The 24,389-nt window shown below is 48.9% G+C and carries 20 protein-coding genes and 1 other RNA gene; 2 read left to right on the top strand and 19 right to left on the bottom strand.

Going from position 1 to position 24,389, the window contains the following annotated elements; translation table 11 throughout:
• Window positions 1-284 precede the first annotated feature (284 nt).
• On the top strand, window positions 285-1,601 hold the full coding sequence (locus DWZ76_RS04490) for a 6-phosphofructokinase (RefSeq protein WP_118472022.1): 1,317 nt from the start codon (window positions 285-287) through the stop codon (window positions 1,599-1,601).
• A 203-nt stretch (window positions 1,602-1,804) separates the two neighbouring features.
• Here DWZ76_RS04490 and DWZ76_RS04495 read toward each other — a convergent pair whose 3' ends face one another.
• From DWZ76_RS04495 to leuC, 8 genes are all read right to left on the bottom strand, one after another.
• Window positions 1,805-4,111 carry a SpoIID/LytB domain-containing protein gene (locus DWZ76_RS04495; RefSeq protein ID WP_243017777.1) on the bottom strand — a complete coding sequence of 769 codons (2,307 nt, stop codon included), beginning with the start codon at window positions 4,109-4,111 and terminating at the stop codon, window positions 1,805-1,807.
• A gap of 47 nt (window positions 4,112-4,158) precedes the next feature.
• Complete coding sequence (locus DWZ76_RS04500) at window positions 4,159-5,415, bottom strand: AI-2E family transporter (RefSeq protein ID WP_107000114.1); 1,257 nt, start codon at window positions 5,413-5,415, stop codon at window positions 4,159-4,161.
• A gap of 120 nt (window positions 5,416-5,535) precedes the next feature.
• A non-coding RNA gene (gene ssrS, locus DWZ76_RS04505) (6S RNA) lies at window positions 5,536-5,716 on the bottom strand.
• Window positions 5,717-5,854: 138 nt separating this feature from the next.
• On the bottom strand, window positions 5,855-6,517 hold the full coding sequence (locus DWZ76_RS04510; protein ID WP_118472023.1) for an HAD family hydrolase: 663 nt from the start codon (window positions 6,515-6,517) through the stop codon (window positions 5,855-5,857).
• Between the two features lie 158 nt (window positions 6,518-6,675).
• A complete protein-coding gene (locus tag DWZ76_RS04515; RefSeq protein ID WP_118293250.1) occupies window positions 6,676-7,497 on the bottom strand; it encodes a cell wall hydrolase in 822 nt (273 codons plus the stop codon).
• Window positions 7,498-7,935: 438 nt separating this feature from the next.
• Window positions 7,936-8,403: a Cys-tRNA(Pro) deacylase gene (gene ybaK / locus DWZ76_RS04520; protein ID WP_117796452.1), complete on the bottom strand. Its 468-nt coding sequence runs from the start codon at window positions 8,401-8,403 to the stop codon at window positions 7,936-7,938.
• A gap of 40 nt (window positions 8,404-8,443) precedes the next feature.
• Window positions 8,444-8,929, bottom strand: a complete 486-nt coding sequence (gene leuD / locus DWZ76_RS04525) for a 3-isopropylmalate dehydratase small subunit (protein ID WP_022359393.1) — start codon at window positions 8,927-8,929, stop codon at window positions 8,444-8,446.
• Window positions 8,930-9,112: 183 nt separating this feature from the next.
• Window positions 9,113-10,378: a 3-isopropylmalate dehydratase large subunit gene (leuC, locus tag DWZ76_RS04530; protein WP_022359392.1), complete on the bottom strand. Its 1,266-nt coding sequence runs from the start codon at window positions 10,376-10,378 to the stop codon at window positions 9,113-9,115.
• 338 nt (window positions 10,379-10,716) lie between these two features.
• On the opposite strand from leuC, the gene DWZ76_RS04535 reads away from it, so the two are divergent.
• A complete protein-coding gene (locus tag DWZ76_RS04535) occupies window positions 10,717-11,601 on the top strand; it encodes a LysR family transcriptional regulator (RefSeq protein ID WP_118472024.1) in 885 nt (294 codons plus the stop codon).
• 245 nt (window positions 11,602-11,846) lie between these two features.
• Here the strand turns inward: DWZ76_RS04535 and DWZ76_RS04540 are convergent, their stop codons facing one another.
• The 11 genes from DWZ76_RS04540 to DWZ76_RS04590 form a co-directional block, all read right to left on the bottom strand.
• On the bottom strand, window positions 11,847-13,019 hold the full coding sequence (locus DWZ76_RS04540) for an acyltransferase family protein (RefSeq protein WP_182431264.1): 1,173 nt from the start codon (window positions 13,017-13,019) through the stop codon (window positions 11,847-11,849).
• Window positions 13,020-13,163: 144 nt separating this feature from the next.
• On the bottom strand, window positions 13,164-14,186 hold the full coding sequence (ilvC, locus tag DWZ76_RS04545) for a ketol-acid reductoisomerase (protein ID WP_107000119.1): 1,023 nt from the start codon (window positions 14,184-14,186) through the stop codon (window positions 13,164-13,166).
• Window positions 14,187-14,322: 136 nt separating this feature from the next.
• Complete coding sequence (gene ilvN, locus DWZ76_RS04550) at window positions 14,323-14,823, bottom strand: acetolactate synthase small subunit (protein ID WP_022360536.1); 501 nt, start codon at window positions 14,821-14,823, stop codon at window positions 14,323-14,325.
• Between the two features lie 260 nt (window positions 14,824-15,083).
• A complete protein-coding gene (gene nudC, locus DWZ76_RS04555) occupies window positions 15,084-16,082 on the bottom strand; it encodes an NAD(+) diphosphatase (RefSeq protein ID WP_118472026.1) in 999 nt (332 codons plus the stop codon).
• Between the two features lie 169 nt (window positions 16,083-16,251).
• Window positions 16,252-17,424 carry a carboxynorspermidine decarboxylase gene (gene nspC, locus DWZ76_RS04560; RefSeq protein WP_118472027.1) on the bottom strand — a complete coding sequence of 391 codons (1,173 nt, stop codon included), beginning with the start codon at window positions 17,422-17,424 and terminating at the stop codon, window positions 16,252-16,254.
• A gap of 106 nt (window positions 17,425-17,530) precedes the next feature.
• Window positions 17,531-18,733, bottom strand: coding sequence for a saccharopine dehydrogenase family protein (locus DWZ76_RS04565; protein WP_022360539.1), 1,203 nt, complete (start codon window positions 18,731-18,733; stop codon window positions 17,531-17,533).
• Between the two features lie 207 nt (window positions 18,734-18,940).
• On the bottom strand, window positions 18,941-19,816 hold the full coding sequence (gene speB, locus DWZ76_RS04570) for an agmatinase (RefSeq protein WP_118472028.1): 876 nt from the start codon (window positions 19,814-19,816) through the stop codon (window positions 18,941-18,943).
• Window positions 19,797-20,657: a polyamine aminopropyltransferase gene (gene speE / locus DWZ76_RS04575; RefSeq protein WP_022360541.1), complete on the bottom strand. Its 861-nt coding sequence runs from the start codon at window positions 20,655-20,657 to the stop codon at window positions 19,797-19,799. Before speE ends, speB begins: the two co-directional genes overlap by 20 nt.
• Window positions 20,658-20,685: 28 nt before the next feature.
• Window positions 20,686-22,263 (bottom strand): aminotransferase class I/II-fold pyridoxal phosphate-dependent enzyme, encoded by a 1,578-nt coding sequence (locus DWZ76_RS04580; protein WP_270224102.1) that lies wholly within the window; start codon window positions 22,261-22,263, stop codon window positions 20,686-20,688.
• A gap of 81 nt (window positions 22,264-22,344) precedes the next feature.
• The gene (speD, locus tag DWZ76_RS04585; protein WP_118468053.1) at window positions 22,345-23,112 is read right to left on the bottom strand and encodes an adenosylmethionine decarboxylase; all 768 of its coding nucleotides are present in this window, start codon (window positions 23,110-23,112) and stop codon (window positions 22,345-22,347) included.
• 502 nt (window positions 23,113-23,614) lie between these two features.
• On the bottom strand, window positions 23,615-24,382 hold the full coding sequence (locus DWZ76_RS04590; protein ID WP_118472029.1) for a prolipoprotein diacylglyceryl transferase: 768 nt from the start codon (window positions 24,380-24,382) through the stop codon (window positions 23,615-23,617).
• Window positions 24,383-24,389: the final 7 nt, after the last annotated feature.

Here is a 24,389-nt window from a genome sequence, read left to right on the forward strand (position 1 = left end):
GACCCGTTTCTGTTATTCTATACATCAATCTCCAAATTTTTATACGCCTTTTATCTGCTTCCGAGTATCCGGTTTTCATATTATTTATCATACATACCTTTTTCCCTTGCTTTCTTCCTCTCTTTCCGTTACAATAGATACGTTTTGAGTTGTACTTTTTAATTTATTTTTACCTCTATGAAAAATACAACTCCAGCAAATCATTTTATGTACATTTTTATATTGATTTGAAACTTTTTATATCATAAACCTTGTACTTACCTCACAAAAAGGAGATTTACCTTATGAACAAGAAAAACATCTTAGTCGGACAGTCCGGCGGACCGACCGCAGTTATCAACGGGAGCCTTTACGGCGTTATCTGCGAAGGTGCGCGCCACAGCGATGCGGTTGGCTGCGTCTACGGTATGATCAATGGAATCGAGGGCTTTCTCGCGGATTCTTATATGAACCTTTCAGAAACACTCTCCGATGACGATCTGGAACTTCTTCGCCTGACTCCGGCGGCGTATCTGGGTTCCTGCCGTTTTAAACTCCCTGAGAACCTCTCCGACAGCTTCTACCGCGTCCTCTTTGAAAAACTGGAGCGGCTGGACATCGGCTATTTCTTTTACATCGGCGGCAACGACTCGATGGACACCGTCAGCAAGCTTTCCCGCTATGCGGCGCAGATCAAAAGCCCGATCCGCTTTATCGGCATTCCCAAGACGATCGACAACGATCTCGTCCTGACCGATCACACGCCGGGATACGGCAGCGCTGCCCGCTATGTCGCTGCATCCATCCGTGAAATTGCGCTGGACGCCTCTGTCTATCAGCAGAAATCGGTCACCATCGTTGAGATCATGGGACGCCATGCCGGATGGCTGACGGCTGCCTCTGCCTTAGCACGCAAGGAAGCCGGTGACAATCCGCTCTTAATCTATCTGCCGGAAGCTCCATTTGAGCTGGCACAATTTAATGACGACTTAAAGAAAGCGTTTGAAAAGACAGCGAATGTCATCGTCTGCGTCTCCGAGGGCATCCGCGACCACGGCGGTCGTTTTATCTGCGAATATTCAACCGAAGCCCAGGTCGACACCTTCGGTCACAAAATGTTAGCCGGATGCGGAAAAATTCTGGAAAATTATGTCCGCAACCAGTTCGGCGTCAAGGTGCGCTCGGTCGAGCTCAACGTCAACCAGCGCTGCTCCGGTCTCACCGTTTCCGCTACTGATCTGAATGAGGCCGAGATGGCAGGCCGTTTCGGTGTCCAGGCAGCTCTGGACGGCCATACTGGGCAGATGGTGGCATTTGAGCGTGAGACTGATACAGCTGCTTCTGAACCTGTTCATGCAGCTGCTGCCGTTTCAAACGCTGCAGACTTAGGCGCAGCATCCGCTTCATGCGTAAAACATCGTAACACTGTATATAAAATTCATCCAGTTCTCAAGGATGTCAATCTGATCTGCAATCAGGAAAAGAAAGTACCTGCCGAGTGGATCACGAAAAACGGTACCGATGTCAGCGATGATTTCCTGGCTTACTCGCAGCCGCTGATCCAAGGGGACGTTTCCCATATTATGGAAAACGGACTTCCAAAATATTTGTACCGCAAATAGTCCGTCACACAGTATAACTGCTTCATCCTTGAAATCCATACAAGCAACAGAAAAAGAGACGCTTCTTTCATTTTACGAATGCGTCTCTTTTCTACTTAATAATACATAATACCTGAATTTTTTCTAATTTACCCCAATCACACACTCTTATCATTTGGGGAGGAATCCTGACCGTGCCCTTTCAGCGCAGCCATCTTCTAAATCTAATCTTCCTCACAATCCCGAATTTCAACCCCATCATAAAAGAACATCAGAATCTCTTCATAATTCTTGCCTTCGCGCGCCATCTCCTGTGCGCCGTTCTGGCTCATGCCGACTCCGTGACCGTAGCCGCCGCCCCAGATGGTAAATGTGCGGATGTCTTTTTCCTCATCCCTGGCAGTTTCATCCACCGAGAAAAAGGCACTCGGAAGCGTACTCCATCCTGTCAGTTCGGTTCCGTCATTTTTCTTATAAACGAGTGATTCCGAGCCGAGGACACTCCGAATCTGACTCTGACCTTTCAGTGTCTTGGTTCCCTCGCTTCCGACGATCTGCACCGTCTGGGCGATACCACCCTTACCGCGGGAAGTCACAAAAATACCCTGAATCTCGCCGACGGTATCTACCTTCTGCTGCAGCTTCTTATTCGTGATCGTTGTTTTCCAGCGGTACATCGGGAACGAGGAATCATAATTCTGCTCACCCTGTCCCTGGATAAACTTGAGAAATGTGTCGTTGTCCGTCAAATCCGGAATCTTCTTCTTTTCCGTCAAACCGATCCCTTTCAGATACGGAACCTCGTCTTTGCTGGCGCCCCAGATCGTTCCATCGGTAGAATATCCGCAGGAAGTTGAAAAATAATACGTTTCCGCCGGGGTATCGTTGTAATATACAATCTTCCCGTCCGTCTCCTTGACTGCCAGATTCGTCCGCTCACTGCTCTCTGTATTATTGTACACCTGATAGTTCGTGCTGTCATCAACGTGTGCGCCGTAACGGCTGTATGCATTCGCCTTGATCTGCCGGTAGGCATACGTCCGTGCGCAAACTGCCTGCGCCTTGAGCGCCTCCAGCTCATAATTAGATGGCATCTCGCTCGGCACTACGCGTGTCAGGTAATCTTCGACGTCCAGCTCATTGATCAGAAGCAGCCCATCCGACTCCTCGCTCAACTCGAAGCTGCCGAAATACGACGGCGTTCCCTGCGCCCGCTTGGTACTCAGGATGCGGATCTCCTTCTGCGGGTCTTCCAGCGTGATCGTCATGCGCCCTTCTTTCAGACGGTCATCGCCAGGACTCACGGACAATTTCGTTCCCGGGCTCAAAGTCTCCTCTGATTCGCCCCAGGTCACATGCATCGTGCTGTCCGACTGGAGTACCACCTTCGTGTGAAACAAGGAGGAATAATCATCATTCATGATCAGCACGCGGATGTTCGTCGCTGAAAAATCATGATTTAAGAGTGCTGCGCAAACCTTTTTGCCAGCCACGACAAATTTTCCCAGATCATAGCCGACCAGCACATCCCGCTTTTTCTGCTCCTTGACGACTCCATATGTTTTATATACTTTAAAATCATCGTCCAGTTTCAGCGTTCCGTACCCGTCAATCTCGATCGTATCATCCTTGACCGAAAGTACCTTTCCTTCGATCATATCTTCCTTGAGCGACAGCTTGCGGATCTTGCCCTTATCCAGCTCGACATCCGCCAGCACGCCATCGGTACGATCCTTGAGCTTTTCTTCCTCTGGAAATGTCCGGACGATCGTGCCAATATACACATCCATCCCACCCGATTCTCCCGGAACGATCCAGACATTCTTATATGTAACTTTTTCAGACTGTACGCCGCACAGCGTGATGATCGAACCATCACGCTCATAGACCTCGATCTTCCGATCGATGCAGGCATCCAGCGACACGCCCTCAAAATTCATCGTTCCCTGATCCGTATATGCCGTCCATGCCGCTGCTTCCTTCACATTTTTCGGTGTTCCATAAAGCACCAGCTTCTGTTTTTTGACCGCGTTTTCCGAATCTGCCTTTTTTAAGAATGACTCATAAAACAGCCACCATTCTTCCTTCGGCATTGCCTTTTTATATTTATTTTTAGATACATTCAGGGCGCTCGAAAGCCCTTTTGAAACGCGATCTGCCGCATATGCCGCTTCGCCATAGGTCAGTGCGCCCATCGCGTAGCTTTTACTTATCTTCTCGTCTCCCGGCTCCAGATAGCCTTCCTCAATCATATAGTCAATATATTTGGCATACCATTCATCCTGATCCGGCGTTCCAAAATGGCTTCCGTGTTCTCCCTGCGACGCAACGATGTCGTCCCGGTCTGCAAATGATAACGCCATAGCTTTCGATGCCATGGCGCGTGAAATATCATTATCCGAGTGATCCAAAAATACAATTGCAAAGAGCAGGAGTGCCAGAAAAGCCGGAATCGCCACTGCCCAGTAAACCAGCTTTTTAGGTTTCAGAGACTGTACTGCCTTTCGCGATCTGCCTGTTTTCTTTTCCATATTTCTCCAGCCGCCTTTATTTTTTAACTGTCCTTTCTCATTCACAGTCACTTTTTATTTAACTCCATAAACGTTCCTGTTTTCTCATCAATGTGGTCTAACTTCCGGTATTCGTCTGTCTCCATCGGCAATTTCCGAAGCCGCAGCGACCGGTGCACCGCGCGGGAGATCAAGTCATAGATAACCGCAAATGCCGGTACTGCGATAATCATGCCGACGAAACCAAAGAGTCCGCCAAAGAAGAGAATCGAAAACAGTACCCAGAAACTCGAAAGTCCTGTCGAATTGCCCAGGATCTTCGGTCCCAGAATATTGCCGTCAAACTGCTGCAGAAGCAGAATCCAGATGAGGAAATACACACACTGGAGCGGACTGACTAAGAATACCAGGAACGCTGCAGGTATCGCACCGATGAACGGTCCAAAAAAAGGTATCACATTCGTCACACCGATAATGACGCTCAAAAGCATCGGGAACGGCATATTTAAGATCGTCACACCGATGAAACAGATAATACCGATAATGAGGGAATCCACCAGCTTGCCGATGATGAAGCCGCCGAACATCTGATTGATAAACCGGAGCTCCTCGATTACCAGATTCGCCTGTCTTAGATTCAGGCAGCCATAGACAATCTTCTTTCCCTGTGCTGCCAGTGTATCTTTGATATTTAGCAGATACACCATGACGATCAGACCGATCAGCCAGTTTTTGATAAATTCCAGGACACCCAGCACGCTGCTGGAAAGGCCTGTCACGATCTGTCCAATCCGGTGCATATCAATGTTGGTAAACGATTTCTCCGCCCAGTTCTGAAAAACTGCCAGATTATTTTCAAAACTGCTCAGAACCATATTTTCGATCTCCGGATTATTTTTCAAAATACGCTGAATCCATTCATACACATTCTGCACATACAGCGGAAATGAATCCTGAATGCCGATCAAACTCTCGATCAGCTGCGGGATCATAAGCTGGAACATCCCTACCACAAGCACAATAACCAGCCCCAGACAGGCTGCCGTCGCAAGCATCCGGGCTGCACCACGAACGTATTTGGAATTCTTAGTGACAGAGCCAAGGGTCTTTTCCACGATCCCTGCTACCCAGTTATATGCCGGGGCGGTCAGATACGTCAGCACCGCACCGCAGAGAATCGGCGCGAGGATTTTCACAACCTTGCGGGTGCCCGCCGACACCACATCCCAGTGTTGGATGCTGAACCAGAGCAGTATGCAGACCGCAATCACCGAAACTGCCGTCATCCCCATATAAATGTATTCTTTGAAATCTCTTTTTTCCATACTTATGTTCTTATCCGTTCCTCTTTTCTGATTTTACAATGTGCTTCTGGAAAATGTTACATTTTCTTTACACACTTTCTTTTACAGAGAAAGCAGCGATTGCTCGCTGCTTTTATCCTTTGTAACCCCAAAATGCCGGCTCTTACCATATTGACGCCTAGCGCTGCTAGGTGGGCAACCTCACTTAGATTTCTGTCTTCCACTCGAGAGGAGGCCTGACATCCATCTAAAAATATCGGAATCCCGTTAGTCAAAATGTAGGTTCAAAAAAAGCAAGAGTTGTCGAGCATCCCAGGAATTACAAATATTCTCTTTTGATACGGCTATTATACCGCAAGTCGGATGTTTTTTCAAGTTCCATTTTCTGATAATGCGGTCAGGTTGTTACTGTTCAGGTTATCCATCTCTCTATCTCTTTTAAGAAGCTCTTTTTTGTCTTTTATACTTCTCCCCACTTCATCAGGAAATCTCCCAGCTCTTCCACCGTCTCAATCTGGTAGTCTGCCCCATTTTCCGTAAACTCTTCCCGGGAACCATATCCATACAGCACTGCCGCACATGGGAGCTGATTTTCATGCGCCCCGATAATATCGTGTTTCCGGTCGCCCACCATGATAACCTTCGATTTCTCCGGTGTTGTTCCCAGACGGTCCAGCGTGTAGGCAATCACATCGCCTTTGCGGACCCGGATCTCCTCCATATCCGCCCCGCCAACCAGGGTAAAGTAGGAAAGCAGATCAAAATGCTCCAGAATCTGAATAGCAAACGGTTCCGGCTTCGAGGTTGCCACCGCCAGCGTAAGACCGGCATCCTTTAAACGTGCCAGCATCTCCCGGATTCCCGGATAGACTTTGTTTTCAAACATTCCCTGTTTCGTAAAATATTCGTGGAAATGGTCAATCGCTTCGCGCGCCTGCGCTTCGCTGAATCCGTAATATTCTTTAAAACTGTCCGACAGCGGCGGTCCGATGAACGGACACAGTTTATCCAGATCCGGCTCATCGATCCCGTATGCCTGCAGCGCATGCTGGACAGACTTTGTGATGCCTTCCTTCGGATCTGTAAGGGTTCCGTCGAGGTCAAATAGTATGATATGGTTCATATGGTTCGTTCTCCTTATTGTAGTCCGCGGTGCATTACTCCGCAGCACACCAGCTTGAAAAAACTACGTTTTCATTGCTTACGACCATTCTAATACATTTTACGCAAAAAAGAAAGACAACTTTTCTCCAGCCATCTTTCTTTTCTGCTTTTCACTCTTTATTTGTAAAATTCATGTCCACCATGCTGCATGACATAGGTCAGCTTGCCATCGAACCAGCGTACATTGGAGGAAGCAGAGATTCCGCGGTTCATGAAGTACAGGGCGCCGCCCGAGTAATCCTCGCCTTCCAGTGCACGGTTGACGCAGTCAATTGTCTGCTGCGTTACCTTACAGCTGTTGATCGTTCCATCCAGTACCGGTGAGAACTGGGATGGTTCGTACACAACGGCTTTAACGCTGTTCGGGAATTTCTTGTTTTTCACCCGGTTGATGATTACATTTGCAACCAGTATCTTTCCCCTGTCGTCACACACACCCGCCTCCGCCTGCACAATTTTCTGCAGAACACTGTAATCTTCATCGCTGTAAGAGATGACTGCGCGTTCCCGGCGCTCCCGTTCTTCTGCTTCCTGCGCCGCCTGCTGGGTCTGCATTCGTACTTCTCGTTCGATTACCTCTACTTCCAGAGCTTCCTTCGCAAGTTCATCCTGAATCCCCTGCTCCATCCTCTGTCCGAGTAGATGCTGACTTTCCTCGTTGGAGGCGAGAATCGTAAATTCTGATAAGCTCTCTGTCTCTGTCGTTTCTTCTGACTGCAGCATTTCTGTCAGTTCCACATCATCCGGATATTCCCGGTGTGCCGAGGCTGCATTTTTGCCAACGCCGCCAAAACTGACCGAATTAAATGCTATCACCGTCACAACCGCTGCCCCCGTCATCAATACGGCTGCGGTCCGGTACATCCTTTTTGTCACACGGACAAATAATGCCTTTATAAACTGATAAGCAGTCTGAAGAAATGTGTCAATGCTTGGCATACACTCTCCTCTTTCTATCAGTGCAGTCCTCCCAAAACCGGTCTGACTGCCATTTAACATCTGCGGCATCTTCTTTGGCTGTCTGATTTTTTCTGACAGCTAAGGACAGATCCTCTCTGCCTGTGCCGCTTCCTTCAAGTGACGGGAGACATTATATGTGGTTTCCGGCTTCAAAGTCAACGTCTTTTTTACATTTTTGTGACAAATCACATTCTCATTTAACTTTTCCTTAATATTTATGTGAGCATTTTATAAACTTTTTTGCTTTTTCTTCCCAATTTTTATAAACTTTGGCTGGTATAAAATTTTCAATTTTTTACAATTCTGTTAAATTCTGCCCGTCAAAAAAACAGGCGAATCAAGTCGCCTGTTTTTTATGTCAACTGTAATAGAACAATTATGGTATCTGTAAAGGTGTCAGACAGACTCCTTACCACTCTAGATCAGCGCTACAAACTGTGCATCCACATATTTTGCAAGTTCCTCCGGATTCAGAATGACCTGAACACCTCTCTGACCCGCGCTGATGCTGATTTTGTCGAAAATCTGCGCTGTTTCTTCTATATAAGTAGGGAACTTCTTTTTCATGCCGATCGGGGAACAACCACCTCGCATATAGCCGGTCAGCGGAAGAAGTTCCTTCATATGGATCATCTCCACTTTCTTGTCCTTGGAAGCCTTTGCCACCTTTTTCAGGTCCAGCTCCTCATCGACCGGGATACAGCAGACCAGATAGCCGTTCTTATCGCCCTTTAAAACGAGCGTTTTGAACATCGTGTCATGGTCCATCCCCATCATATCCGCCGCATGGCTGCCGGATAAGTCGTCCTCATCTACTTCATACTCGCCTGCTTCATAATCGATTCCAGCCGCGTCTAAAAGACGCATTACGTTTGTTTTTGTCATAAGCTAAATCCTTTCTGGAGACAAATTTAGTGCACTCCTCTTATTTCTGGTTGATATAGTTTACCAGTCCACCGGCTGTGATGATCTTCTGCATGAACTCCGGGAACGCCTGCCCCTGGAAGCTCTGGCCGGTGGTTTTATCGGTAATCACACCGCTGTCAAAATCAACCTCTACCTCATCACCAGCCGCGATTGCTTTTGCAGCCTCCGGGCACTCGATGATCGGCAGACCGATATTAATAGAGTTGCGGTAGAAAATACGTGCAAACGTCTCAGCAATAACACAGCTTACACCTGCACACTTGATTGCCAGCGGCGCATGCTCGCGGGAAGAACCGCAGCCAAAGTTCTTATTTGCTACGATGATATCACCCTTCTGTACTTTATTTACAAACTCTTTATCAATATCTTCCATACAATGTTTTGCCAGCTCGTTGCCATCCGGAGAGTTTAAGTATCTTGCCGGGATGATAACGTCTGTATCTACATTGTCTCCATATTTAAACACATGTCCATTTGCTTTCATTTCTATATCCTCCTGCGATTTATCCTGTTATTTTATTCCAATTCACGAAACGGCATCTGCGATTGCAGGAAACCTTTCCCCGAACCGTAATATCCGTTTGTAACTGTTCAGTACCTTCACAGTCACGCGCAGACCTACTGAACAGTTACATCCGTTTTACTTATTCCTAAACTTTTATGCCTATTACAGTCCCAGTTCCGCCGGTCCGCTCACTTTTCCGGTAATGGCGCTGGCTGCTGCCACTGCCGGGCTTGCCAGATAAATCTCAGAATCCACGTGTCCCATACGTCCAACGAAGTTACGATTGGTCGTGGATACACATCTCTCGCCTTCTGCCAGGATACCCATATAACCGCCCAGGCACGGACCGCAGGTCGGAGTGCTGACAACAGCACCAGCCTCGATGAAGGTCTCTAAAAGTCCCTCTTTCATGGACTGTAAATAGATCGCCTGTGTCGCCGGAATCACGATGCAGCGCAGACCTTTTTTCACTTTTCTGCCCTTTAAGATCTCAGCTGCGATACGCATATCCTCGATACGTCCGTTCGTACAGGAGCCAATGACAACCTGATCGATCGCAATGTCACCCACCTCATCGATCGTTCTCGTATTCTCCGGAAGATGCGGGAAGGATACGGTCGGCTTTAACTCGGATAAGTCTATGGTGTACTCTTCGTCATACTCTGCATCCGGATCTGCCTCATATACCTTGAAATCACGTTTAGAATGCTCTTTTAAGTACTCGATGGTCTTCTCATCAACCGGAAAGATACCGTTCTTGCCGCCTGCCTCGATCGCCATGTTGCAGATCGTGAAACGGTCATCCATGGAAAGGTTCTTGATGCCCTCGCCGACAAACTCCATGGAACGGTACAGCGCGCCATCTACGCCGATCATACCGATAATGTGAAGAATGACATCTTTACCACTGACCCATTTTGCCGGTTTGCCGATCAGGTTGAACTTGATCGCGGACGGTACCTTGAACCAAGCCTTACCGGTTACCATGCCAGCTGCCATATCGGTACTGCCGACACCTGTAGAGAATGCGCCAAGTGCGCCGTATGTACAGGTATGGGAATCCGCACCGATGACTGCATCACCTGCTACAACCAGACCTTTTTCCGGAAGGAGTGCATGCTCGATTCCCATCTCTCCTACGTCAAAATAGTTGGTGATATCATGACGACAGGCAAATTCACGACAGCATTTGCAGTTTTCCGCCGACTTGATATCCTTATTCGGGATAAAATGATCCATAACCAGCGCAATTTTGTCATGATTGAATACCGTCTGGTTGTCCATCTTCTTCATCTCATTGACCGCTACCGGCGTTGTGATATCATTTCCAAGAACCAGATCCAGATCTGCTTCGATCAACTGTCCTGCTTTTACCTCTGCAAGACCCGCGTGCGCTGCCAGGATCTTCTGTGTCATTGTCATTCCCATGATTTATTTCCTCCTGCATATACATACTTGGTAACGGCTCCGATGCCCTTACTGTTATAGGAAAAAACTCTGTTCCAACGGTGCCGCTGCCATCTTTTGCTTTTTTATGTTTGTATTATAGCACCGGCTCTGTTATAATACAAATATATATTATTAATAGATACTATGAGTCGAAGTTATAGTGTTACTGTTCACGAGTAGGCACTTTTGGAACCGAAAGTGCCGTAAGAAAACGTGGTGGCAGCAGGAATTTGCCGTATTTAAATGCGAAGCCGCGGCAAATTCCGTTACTGGGCACGTATGCGTGAACAGTAACTTTATAGATATAAAGGAGTATTATGGAACAACATTTAACCCAGTACCGTATTTTCTACGCCGTTGCACGCGCCGGTAATATTTCCCGCGCCGCCAAGGAACTTTTTATCAGTCAGCCCGCGATCAGCAAATCAATCAGCAAGCTGGAAGAAAGCCTCGGCATGGCACTTTTTATCCGCAATTCCCGCGGTGTCTCCCTGACCGCAGAGGGACAGGTCTTATTTCAGCATGTGGAAGCCGCTTTTGAAGCACTGGAGCGCGGTGAAAATGAGCTGAAACAGATCCAGAACCTCCACATCGGACAGCTCAAGATCGGCGTCAGCAACACGCTGTGCAAATATATTCTTCTTCCTTATTTAAAGGGATTTATCGCGCAGTACCCGCATGTCCGCATTTTGATTGAAAGTCAGGACACTGCACGCACAATCTCGATGCTGGAACAGCAGAAACTCGACATCGGTCTGATCGCCGAGCCGAAAAACCGCCGCAGCCTTTCGTTTCTCCCAGTCATGCGAATTGAGGACACCTTCGTCTGCACCCGGTCGTATCTGGAAAATCTGCGGATCCGCGAAGGTGCCGATGTTGATCCGTTCGAATCCGGGACAATCCTGCTGCTCGACCGCAGCAATATGACGCGCACGCACATTGACGCCTACTTTGCAGAGCACGGAATTGAACCGAAGCAGATTTTAGAGGCGACGACGATGGATCTTCTGATTGAATTTGCCAAAACGGGACTTGGAATCGGATGTGTGATCCGCGAGTTTGTGCGGGAAGAATTAAAAGATGGTTCGCTGATCGAACTCCCGCTGGAAGTGCCAATCCGAAACCGAACGATTGGATTTGCTTATCATCCGACGGCGATGACGCGGACGATGAATGATTTTGTGCAGTTTTGTTCAGAATGATGAAATAATTGGCAACACGGACGCCATTTCCTATGAAACGAAAAAGTCCGGCGCATGGCGGTCAAGCTGCCATATGCCGGACTTTTTCTGTTTAGTTCCTATTTTTATCAATTTTCGTAACTGTTCAGTACCTTCACAGTCACGCGCAAAAATTCATTAAAAATTGCCTGCGGCAATGGAATTTTTGCCTGCTAGCCCATGTTTTCGTACGGTCAGCGCAGTAAATGCGCAGACCTACTGAGCAGTTACCGATTTTCTTTTAAAATATTCTTCGCACATTTCCACACACATGGAAATATTTTCCCATCTACCAGCCAGACATACACTTTCGAACAAATTCCTATTAAAATACAGCTCAGAACCAGATTCACCCCGATCGCCAGCTTCTCTCCCGCCTCAGAATAAATGCTATAAAACCAACAGGAAAAGCTGGCAATCACAAGCCAGTGCGTCAGGAAGATTCCCATGCTATACTCGCCGATCCACAGAATAATTTTTTTAAGTATCTCCGGGAGCCAGGTCTCCAGACCGCCGAGCCAGAAGAGACGGAAGCCTAAAATCATCAGGAATGCAGCAACATGACCATAGAATTCCATGGTTCCGAGTCCGCCTGGAAATCCATGCGCTCCCAATGTGGTTCCGATCCAGAAAGATTTTCGGACGAACCAGATGCTGAAAATCCAGAGGGCAGCACCAAAGATGCCATATTTTCCTTCTCCATCTTTAAGCAGATTCTCTTTTCGCTCTCTTTCTTTCATGGACTTTTCAACTGCCCGCATCAGCAGACAGATCCCATTTCCCAGAAGCAGGCAGATATAAAAGCTGTTCATTCCGATCAGCACTGCCGCGACACCTGCCAGAATCAGGATTTTCTGGCGGGTTCCTACTTCCCGGAGGGCGGATGAAAGTACAAGAGTCAGAATACTTCCCATGAAAGTGTAGGTCAGCATCCAGGATGGACCATAGTACGTTGAATCCGCCTTGAAGATTGTATCAAACCAGGCATAGCGGATCGCCTTCAGACCGCCTGGCAGATAGCTGTAAAAGTTGCTCAGCCACTCATTTTCCAGACGCGGCGCAACCCGCACCGTGTAGAAGAGACCGCCCCGGTAAAATAGATATGCCAGCAGAAAGGTGACCGTCAGCGGGCAGGTCAGTTTCAGATAGCGGCGCAGGATCTCTAAGCTCCACGAAGTAAACCGCCCGGAATATACCTTATCGGCTATCAGCATTCCGCTGATCATCAAAAAAAGACTAACCCCGAAGGTTCCATAGCGGAACAGGGGAAGCGGTCCTATTTCCATCAGCGCATTTACCTTATTGCTGCCCCAACTCCCGAATGTACCGAACCAGTGACTTCCAAAGACCGCCAGACAGGCGTATGCCTTGATTATATTTACGTCATCATAGCGTTTCATCCGCGTTTCCTTTCCCATTCATATAAAAAGAATGTGCCTTTTTGTGTAATAGAACATTCCAAAGAATTTCCTATGAAACAAAAAAACAGGACCGCTGCAAAACTGCAGCAGCCCTGTATAAGATTTCCTATACTCGAAAAACGATTAGTTGTTGATCAGCTTATCGTTCTCGTTGTTCCAGCTGTAAAGCTTACGGATCTCTGCGCCGACTTTCTCAGACGGATGCTCGGAAGCAAGCTTTCTCATAGCCTGGAAGTGTACCTGACGACCTGCCGGGGACATATCCAGTAAGAACTCTTTTGCAAAGGTACCGTCCTGGATATCGGACAGAATTTTCTTCATAGCTTTCTTTGTCTCAGCGGTAACGATCTTCGGTCCGGTTACATAATCGCCGTACTCAGCTGTGTTGGAGATGGAGTATCTCATACCAGCGAAACCAGACTGATAAATCAGGTCTACGATCAGCTTCATCTCATGGATACACTCGAAGTAAGCATTTCTCGGGTCATAACCAGCCTCACACAGAGTCTCGAAACCAGCCTGCATCAGAGCACAAACACCGCCGCAAAGAACTGCCTGCTCACCGAAGAGGTCTGTCTCAGTCTCGGTACGGAATGTAGTCTCCAGAAGGCCTGCTCTAGCGCCGCCGATGCCAAGACCATAAGCCAGTGCGCGGTCAAGTGCTTTGCCTGTGTAATCCTGCTCTACTGCTACCAGACACGGTGTACCCTTACCAGCCTGATACTCACTTCTTACAGTGTGACCCGGTGCCTTCGGAGCGATCATGGTTACATCGACATTCTTCGGCGGTTTGATGCATCCGAAGTGGATGTTAAAGCCATGAGCGAACATAAGCATGTTGCCCTCTTCCAGATTTGGCTCGATGTCTTTCTTGTACATATCTGCCTGAAGCTCATCGTTGATCAGGACCATGATGATATCAGCCTGTTTTGCAGCCTCTGCTGCGGTGTATACTTTAAATCCCTGTGCCTCTGCTTTTGCCCAAGACTTGCTGCCCTCGTAAAGACCAATGATAACATCACATCCGGACTCTTTTAAGTTCAAGGCATGTGCATGACCCTGGCTGCCGTAACCGATAATAGCAATCTTCTGTCCTTCTAATAAGGATAAATTACAATCTTCCTGATAGTAAATCTTTGCTGCCATTTTTCATTTCCTCCTTGGATCTAACAAAAATAAAATAAATTTATTATAAAGCATAGACCGGCGCCTCTCTGTGCGTCTTTGGACCAAACTTTGTAAACCTGTTGAATGCCTTGTATCCAGTCTATCGACTGATGTACTATGGCAGATAGCGGATATCATCGGCACCTCTGGAAAGACCTGTAAGACCTGTTCTGGCTAACTCCAGAATCTCATAATCTTCCAGAAGATTAATCAGCGCGTCCTGTTTGGACTGGTCGCCTGTCAGCATAACAGTGACAGAATCTTTTCCCACATCGACAATCGACGCACGGAAAATCTCGGAAATTGCATTAATCGCCATCCGCTGGTTTGCATTTGCTCTCACCTTGACGAGCATCAGCTCACGGTATACGGAATGACCTTCCCGCAGTTCCTTTATGTCGTGTACATCTTCCAGTTTTCCAAGCTGCTTCTGAATCTGCTCCAGAACCTGATGATCGCCCAGCGATACAACCGTCATACGGGAGTATCTCGGATCCGCGGTCACGCCAACTGTAAGACTTTCGATATTATATCCGCGGCGGCTGAAAAGTCCAGCCACACGGCTTAAAACGCCGGCAGTATTATCTACCAGCAGTGATAACACAATTCTGCTCATGCAATCTTCCCACCTTGATCTTCTGTCTTGTTCGTATTGCCTTAATGATAGCAACCAATTCTCAGTTTGTCAACTAATTAAAAGGAATGCCTAGTATTCCCCAGAGCTATATCATTACTGTTCACGCATACGTGCCCAGTAACGGAATTTGCCGTGGCTCCGCATTTAAATACGGCAAATTCCTGCTGCCACCATGTTTTCTTACGGCACTTTCGGTTCCAAAAGTGCCTACCTGTGTACATTAACGATATATCAACACATCATTTCTGGTGTTCCTGCCACTTTTTCTCCCAGTCCGGACCGTATTTAAAATACATCTTCATCTCGGTTCCGACACTGATGAGGCGTGCATCGTCCGGGATCTCCTCACGCGTATACCAGCCTGCCTCAGAAAGCTCGTCCTCCTGCAGCCGGATCTTATCGTCCCCATCCAGTTCTGCAAAAAATCCGATCATCTCCGTATCAGTAAATGCCCACGGCTGACTCTTGAAATAGCGGATATTTTTAACTTTCAGCCCGACTTCCTCCATCACTTCGCGGCGGACGGTCTCTTCAAATGTCTCTCCGATCTCGACAAATCCAGCGATCAGCGCATACCCACGGTAGGTACTGTGGTTGACGCGGTAGCGCGACATAAGAAGTTTGTTCCCGTTCGTGATCGCCACGATGACTGCCGGGGAGATCTTTGGATATTCCGTCTGACCGCAGACCGGGCAGACGAGTGCCCGCTCGGTCCGGCTGTCCTGCGTCTTTGCCCCACAGCGTCCGCAAAACTGACGGCTCTGTCTCCAGCGCCACAGCTGCACCGCCGTGATCGCTGCAAATGCCTGGTGCATCGGCTCCATCGCACGGATGTCGGTTGACGTTTTCCATGCATAGCAAAGCTGCTCCGGCTCTTTTTCTGCCCCTTCCAGTGCACCAGAAGCCATCTTCCCAGCTTCCATATGATTTTTGTCTGAAACAGGCATCTGACCAGCACCTTCTTTTAGCTTTGCCAGAATCTCTTCCGCTTCTTTCTCCGGCACACTGACCAGAAAATACGGCTTCTCATCAACCGAAAAGAGATAAACCGCCCGATCCATCAGTTCCGGAACTGCCGCCTCAATCTCCTCCCGGCGCGGGATAGTAAGCACATGTTCCTCCACGGTCTCACGCAGAAGAATCCGGCTTTTCTGGATGCAGAAGACGTAGTCCTGTGCTCCAGGTTTCTGAATGTGGTATGTATTGTCATAGCGATGTGGTGCGATATCCTGTATCATAACTTTATCTCTCTATCCTTTTATTCTCTAAAACTTGTGTAACCGTTATTCCCATACTGTGTAACAATGTATAACGGCTGTCCTCGCAGACATTCTTTGTAATCTTTCTGCAAGTCATTTCATTTTACTCTTTTTAATAAAAAAATACAATCCCCGATTCGCCCCAAGCTTACAACCGTCCCACAAAATTCTCATATCCAAACGCCCGCACCACTTCCGCTGTCCCATCTTCATGCCGGTATACGATCGACGGAAGCGGCATTCCATTAAAGGTATTATTTTTGACCATCGTATAGAGTGCCATATCGCCAAACACCAGCCGCCCGCCCTCTTTTAGCGGTGCATCAAACGAATAATCCCCGATGCAGTCTCCCGAAAGACAGGTTGGTCCGCCCAGGCGGAACGTATACGGCTTTTCGCCCGCTTCTCCCGCTCCGATAAGCGGCGGACGGTACGGCATTTCCAACACATCCGGCATATGACAGGCCGCCGAGGTATCCAGAATTGCAATCTGCATGCCGTTTTCCATCGTCTCCAGCACGGAAGTCACAAGAAATCCCGCGTTTAAGACAACTGCCTCGCCCGGTTCCAGGTATACTTCTACCCCATATTTTTCGCGCAGCCCGCACACCAGACGGATCAGGCGTTCCCGATCATAATCTTCTCTCGTAATGTGGTGTCCGCCGCCCAGGTTCAGCCATTTTACCTTTGAAAACCAGGCTCCAAACTTCTCCTCCGCTGCCCGCAGCGTCGTCTCCAGGTCATCTGAATTCTGCTCGCAGAGCGTATGCATATGAAATCCATTCAGATACGGAAGGATAGTTTCTTCAAAGTTTCCCGCCTCCGAAAGCATCGAAAGAGTCGTCCCCATGCGGGATCCCGGCGCACACGGATCATAGATCGCGTGACCCTCCTGCGTGGAACACTCCGGGTTCAGCCGGAGTCCCGCCTGTTTTCCGGCTTTTTTTACTTTTTCACCATATTTCAGCACCTGCCCCGGCGTATTAAAAACGATGTGGTCGGCATAATTTAAAATCTCATCAAACTCATCCGGGCGGTAGGCGGCAGAAAACACATGGGTCTCCCCGCCAAACTCCGTTTTTCCAAGTCGCGCCTCATAAAGCCCGCTCGCCGCGGTTCCCGACAGATACTGACGAATCAGCGGGTAGACCGAATACATGGAAAATGCTTTCTGTGCCAGCAGAATCCGGCATCCAGCCCGCTCTGCCGTATCTTTCAAAATTTCCAGATTTTTCTTTAAAAGCGTCTCATCCACCACATAAAATGGCGTGCGGATCGCCGCCGTGTCCCGGAGAACCCCAGCCGCCTCCCGTTCCTGCATCTGTTTTCCTTCCTTTCCTTCTCGCTTCCATCTTCCCTGTCCATTCTCTTCCTGCGCCTAAAAAACGCAAAATAAAACCAGTTTCTTACATGGAGGTATTTTTATCTTAATCCACCAGTGCCGGATCCCAGGATTCCTTCCACGGAAGTCCCCATTTATTTAACGCATCCATAAATGGATCCGGATCAAATTCTTCAATATTATAAACGCCCGGTTTCTGCCAGGTTCCATTCATCACCAGCATCGCACCGATCATCGCCGGTACACCGGTTGTGTAGGAGATCGCCTGGGAACCAACCTCTTTGTAGCACTCCTGATGATCACAGATATTATATAAGTAATACTTCTTCTCTTTTCCATCCTTCTTACCCTGGAAAATGCATCCGATATTCGTTTTTCCAACAGTACGAGGACCAAGGGATGCCGGATCCGGAAGCACTGCCTTTAAGAACTGCAGCGGTACGATCTCTTTTCCTTCGTACATAATCGGCTCGATCGAAGTCATGCCGACGTTCTCCAGACACTTTAAATGGGTCAGGTAACTCTGACCGAAGGTCATGAAGAAGCGGATCCGCTTGATTCCCGGCATATTGAGCGCCAACGATTCGATCTCCTCATGGTGAAGCAGGTACATATCCTTCATGCCGACGCCGTCAAAATCATACTCTCTCTTGATCTCCATCGGTTTCGTCTCTACCCAGTGTCCATCTTCCCAGTAAGAACCGTTTGCCGACACCTCCCGGATATTGATCTCCGGGTTAAAATTGGTTGCAAACGGATAGCCGTGGTCGCCGCCGTTGCAATCCAGAATGTCGATGTAGTTGATCTCGTCAAACTCATGTTTCAGCGCATACGCCGAAAATACGCCGGTTACACCCGGATCAAAGCCGCTTCCCAGCAGTGCGGTAATGCCCGCCTCTTTAAATTTCTCACGATATGCCCACTGCCATTTGTACTCAAATTTTGCCGTATCCTCCGGCTCATAGTTCGCAGTATCGATATAATGGGTCTTCGTTGCCAGGCAGGCATCCATGATCGTCAGATCCTGGTACGGAAGCGCCAGGTTCAGCACCACATCCGGGTTAAATTTCTCAATCAGGGCAATCAGCTCGTCCACGTTGTTTGCATCCACCTGTGCAGTCTGGATCTTCGTCTTGGTGGTTCCCTCTAATTTTTCTTTCAGCGCATCGCATTTGGACTTCGTCCGGCTTGCAATGCAGATCTCCTCAAATGCCTCGCTGTTCTGGCAGCACTTGTGAATTGCTACGGAAGCTACGCCTCCACATCCGATAATTAACGCTTTTCCCATCTTTTTTTCCTCCTGTATTCTGAAATGTACTCTGTTTTTGTTCCATTTTATAATCCAAATTTCACATTTGCTTTTGTTCAAACACTTTTCAGTTCATGTCTCAAACACACACTTTTATTTGATGATACCAGGGTCAAAAGGTCAGAAGTTCGACGCAAGCTTGCTTGCAGGAGAATTTTTGACCTTGGGACCCGCCAAAAACATTTCTTACTTAATCTTTGGATTTCCCAACAGCGCCAGCAGCATCTCCCTTACAATCTTGCACGCCACCGCCGTCGATGCACCGGACGCATCCAGCGCCGGGGATAATTCATTCACATCACATCCAACAATCCAAGCTGCACTGCAGATCTGCGTGACTGCCCGTCGAAGTTCCTCAAAACTGATTCCGCCCGGTTCCGGCGTTCCTGTTCCCGGAAATACACTCGGATCCAGCACATCCAGATCCAGGGTAAAATACACCGGTTTTCCTTCCAGTTTCCGAAGAGTTTCCTGAAGGACTTCCATATCCACGATAAATGGATGCGTCGTCACGTGTTCTTTTCCCCAGCGCCATTCCTCCCGGTCGCCGGAGCGGATACCAAACTGCGTGATCCTGCCATCTCCCAGGACTTCCCAGCAGCGGCGCAGCACACAGGCGTGGGAAAGTTTCGCGCCCAGATAATCGTCCCGCAGATCGGCGTGTGCATCAAAATGGATGATATGCAGATCCGGATATTTCTCTGCCAGCGCCTGCACCGGTGCCAGCGTCACCAGGTGCTCGCCGCCCAGCATAAATGGGATCTTGCCATCCCCGGCAATCTCCGCCGCCCGTTCCCGCAGATCCTTTAACGCCAACGATGCGTCACCAAAGCAGAGCTCCTGATCGCCCGCGTCAAACACGGCGTAATCGGTCAGATCACGGTCCTGGTACGGCGAATACGATTCCAGCCCATAGGATTCCGAGCGGATCGCCCGTGAGCCGAACCGGGTGCCCGGGCGGTACGAAGTGGTCGAGTCAAACGGCGCGCCGTAGAGCACGATCCCCGCCTTCTCATAGCTGGCGTCACACGCCAGAAACGTCTCAATATTTGCCTTCAACATCTTCTAACATCTCCTCCACATATGCCGGCAGGTAAAATGCCCCTTTATGCAGGGTCGTCGTATAATACCGGCAATCCAGTCCCCGCAGGTTCCATCTTGTCTCATCCAAATCTTTTAACGGATGGTATTTCTTCGACGCAAATCCAAACAGCCAGTGCCCGGACGGGTAGGTCGGGATATGCGCCTGATAGACGCGGCTGATCGGAAATGACTCCACGATCCGCTTATGAGCCCGCTTGCACGCCTCCGCATCTTCGGCATAAAACGGGCTTTCATGCTGATTGACCATGATGCCGTCCTCTTTTAACGCCTTATAGCAGTTCCCGTAAAATTCCCGGGTAAAAAGCCCTTCGCCCGGTCCAAACGGGTCGGTTGAATCCACGATGATCAGATCGTATTCATTTTCCTTAAAGCGGACATATTTCAGCCCATCCTCATAGTGGATCGAGAGTCTCGGATCATCGAGACGGCACGCTGTCTTCGGCAGATATTTCCGGCAGACCTCCACCACCAGCGGGTCGATCTCCACCATGTCGATGTGCTCGATCTCTGGATAGCGGGTCAGCTCCCGGATCACGCCTCCATCCCCGGCTCCAATTACCAGTACCTTTTTGACCAACGGATGCACTGCCATCGGCACATGCGTGATCATTTCGTGATAGATAAATTCATCCTTTTCCGTCAGCATCATATATCCATCCAAAGTCAAAAACCGCCCAAATTCCGGCGAATCAAAGACATCGATCCGCTGAAACTCGCTCTTTCCGCTGTAAAGCTGGCGATCCACCCGGATGGAAATTTTTACATTTGGCGTATGATTCTCTGAAAACCAGAAATTCATAATTTTCCCCTTTCTATCTACTGCTTATTTATTTCAGCACATTCAGGCGCTCAATCCCCGGATCCTCCGGTCCGGTCATTGAACATCCTTTTTCCAGCGCATACGCAATGTAGTCAATGATCTCTTCCGTGATCTGCTCGCCCGGCGTCAGAATCGGGATGCCAGGCGGGTAGCACATGACAAACTCACTGCACACACGCCCGGCTGTCTCGCGGATCGGAAGGGATTCTTTTTCTCCATAAAATGCCTCCTGCGGCGACATCGCCACGATCGGGTCAATATAGTCAAAATCCATCAGCGTCGATTTATCCCGGCTGAACCGGCGCTTGATCTCCGCCAGTGCGCTGACCAGGCGCTCTACCTCCCGCTGCCGGTCACCGATGGACAGATATGCCAGAATATTTCCCAGATCACCAAATTCCGCCTGGATATCGTACTCGTCCCGGAGAAGATCATAAACCTCGATCCCCGCCAGCCCGATATCGCGCGTGTGAATTGAAAGTTTGGTCACATCGAAATCATAAATGCTGTCGCCGTTCACCAGCTCCTTCGAATAGGCATAATAACCGCCAATCCGGTTGATTTCTGTTCTCGCATACTCCGCCAGCTCCACCACCTGCTTAAATGCCTCACGCCCGCGAAGCGCCAGGTTCCGTCTGGAGATATCGAGGCTGGAAAGGAGCAGGTAGGAACCGCTCGTCGTCTGCGTCAGATTGATAATCTGGCGGACATACCCGGCGGACATACCCGGACCCGTCAGAAGAATCGAGCTCTGCGTCAGGCTTCCGCCCGATTTGTGCATCGAAACCGCCGCCATATCCGCCCCAGCTGCCATCGCGGAAACCGGCATATTTTCCCCGAAATAAAAATGGGTTCCATGTGCCTCATCAGCTAAACACAACATCCCATGCTCATGTGCCAGCTTTACGATCGAGCGCAGATCCGAACAAATGCCGTAATACGTCGGATTATTCACAAACACCGCCTTAGCATCTGGATTTTCCTTGATCGCCCGGCGCACATCTTCCACACGCATTCCAAGAGGAATCCCCAGTCTCTTATCACCCGCCGGATTCACATAGACCGGAACCGCGCCTCCAAGCACCATGGCGCCCATGACGCTGCGGTGGACATTTCGCGGCAATATAATCTTCTCGCCCCGCTTGACTGCCGTCAGCACCATGCTCTGAACTGCCGATGTCGTACCGCCGACCATCAGGAATGCGTGTGCCGCCCCGAATGCCTCAGCCGCCAGCTGCTCCGCATCCGCGATGACGGACACCGGATGGCAGAGGTTATCGAGCGGCTTCATGGAATTGACGTCCAGCCGCATGCAGGTCTCTCCTAAAAGTTTCGTCAGCTCCGGGTTGCCGCGCCCCCTCTTGTGCCCCGGCACATCAAACGGCACCACGCGCATCTTCTGAAATGCTTCCAGCGCCTCATAGATCGGCGCGCGCTCCTGGGTCAGCGCGTCATCTCTTCGACTGCCTCCCCCCGTTTCTTTCGGTCCTGAAGCTTCCTTTCTGCGCCGTGCACTCCGTCCGACGCCCGGCTCCAGATTTCTTCTCTCTTCTTCCATCTGCCGTCCCTCCTGAAAATCACTCATTCGTTTCTTCTATCGAATTTCCCTGGTTTTCGCGGTATTTTCCAGTCAAACTCTTCTCTTTCCTCTCAAAAAGCATTTCTTTTAAAACACATTTCTTCCGCTGAAAATTTCAATCATCTCCCGCCGCAGGCTCTCCATAATACTGAGTCTGGTGGTCGGCGGAAGTTCATAGACATCTGTCTTAAACAGATAATTCTGCAGATCGATCTCTTTCAGCATCATCTTGGTATGGAACAGATTCGCCTCGTACACATTGATATCGACCACATCGTAGCGCCGCAGCGTTTCCTTGGAGATATAATCCTGAATCGAGCGGATCTCACGATCCATAAACAGCTTTTTTCCGTCCACATCTCGCGTGAACCCGCGCACCCGGTAGTCCATCGTGATGATGTCCGAATCAAACGAACCGATCAGGTAATCGAGAGTCGAAAGCGGCGTGATCTCCCCGCAGGTCGCCACATCGATATCCACCCGGAAGGTCGCCAGACAGGTCTCCGGATGGTATTCCGGATAGGTATGGACGGTCACATGGCTCTTATCCAGATGCGCCACCTGCGTCTCCCCCTGCACCGGCACCATAGAGCCTTCCGCAATCAGAAGTGTGACCGAAGCCCCCTGCGGATCGTAGTCCTGCTGGGAAATACTCAATACCCGTGCCCCGATCATATCCGTCAGCGATGTTAGGATCCGGGTCAGGCGTTCCGAATTGTACTGCTGATCGATGTAGGCAATATAATCCTTCTGCTCCCTCGGTGTCTTGGCATAACAGACATCATAGATATTAAAGCTAAGCGCCTTTGTCAGGTTATTAAAGCCGTATAATTTTAATTTTTCGCTGTGATCCATATCTTCCTTCTCCTGAAATATAAATGGTGTTGATCAAAAAAGCGGATGATGTGTCTCCACATCATCCGCAAAAACGTTCTTTTCCTGCTTCGCTCTATTTTTACAAATCTGCCGTATATCTGCGAAATCTTCCCTTGTCTCTATTTACCGCATATACTGCAAAACCTTTTTATCCACAGAAATCTCACATTCAGAGTCTATATAGCAAATATCTACTTTTACCACTCTTATTGACCGTTTTACAAGTTGATGTGCATGAGCACTGGTTGTAAAGTAACCAACTTATAAAATTGAGCTTTTAACTCAATCAATAGGGCAGCTCGCACTGCCAATCGGCATTTGACCCGGCTGTCCGTATGGCCATTCCCTGTTTCACAGGTGGTCAGATATATTTGCATGGATGACTCTTAAAATGTTAAGATTTTCCATATCAGAGGTATCATACAGCAATTTTGGCAAAATGTCAAGAATGATTTTTATTTGGGTTGACATTTAAAAATTTTTACTTTTCTAACGGTACTTCCGTCCTCTTCCCGCAGAACGCAAACATCGCCACGCCCGCCGCAAAGATAAACAACGAGATAAACTGTGAAGTCGAGAGGGATCCGACTGCTCCCCGGTTCAAATCACCGCGGAAAAATTCCAGCACGAAGCGTCCCAGACTGTAGCAGATCAGATACAGTGATACCACCTGCCCCTGTTTTTTGCACTTTTTCGCCGCATAGAGAAGCAGAAGGCAGTGCAGGAAATCCAGACCGCTTGAGATGAGCTGGGTCGGAACCAGGGGAATGTTGTTCGGGGCAAAGTCCGAATCGTGGAACACGATCGCAAAATGGCTGTGGGTCGGCATACCGTAGCAGCAGCCAGCCAGGAAACAGCCGATCCGTCCAAAGCCCTGCGCGAGCGCAACCGACGGCATGACCAGATCCGCATACTGGAAAAAAGAAATATGCTTGATCCGGCTCAGCACATAGCCGCCCAGCACACCGCCGATGATGCCGCCGTACACGACAAATCCGTCGTTGATATCTAGCAATTTCTTCGGGTTTGCCAGAATCTCGTCAAAGATTGTGACATAGTACAGAAGTTTTGCACCTAAAATTCCACATACAACACCGCAGATCGCGATCGAGAGGATCATATCGACATCCATCCCCCGCTTGTTTGCCCGGTACTCTGCCAGGTAATACGCAGCGATAATGCCGATGCCGATCATCAGACCGTAGCCGTGGATCGTGATGCTGCCGATTGTGAATAAGTCATTTTTCATGAAAGGT

The organism is Clostridium sp. AF35-15, from assembly GCF_003477745.1.
GTDB lineage: Bacteria > Bacillota > Clostridia > Lachnospirales > Lachnospiraceae > Otoolea > Otoolea fessa.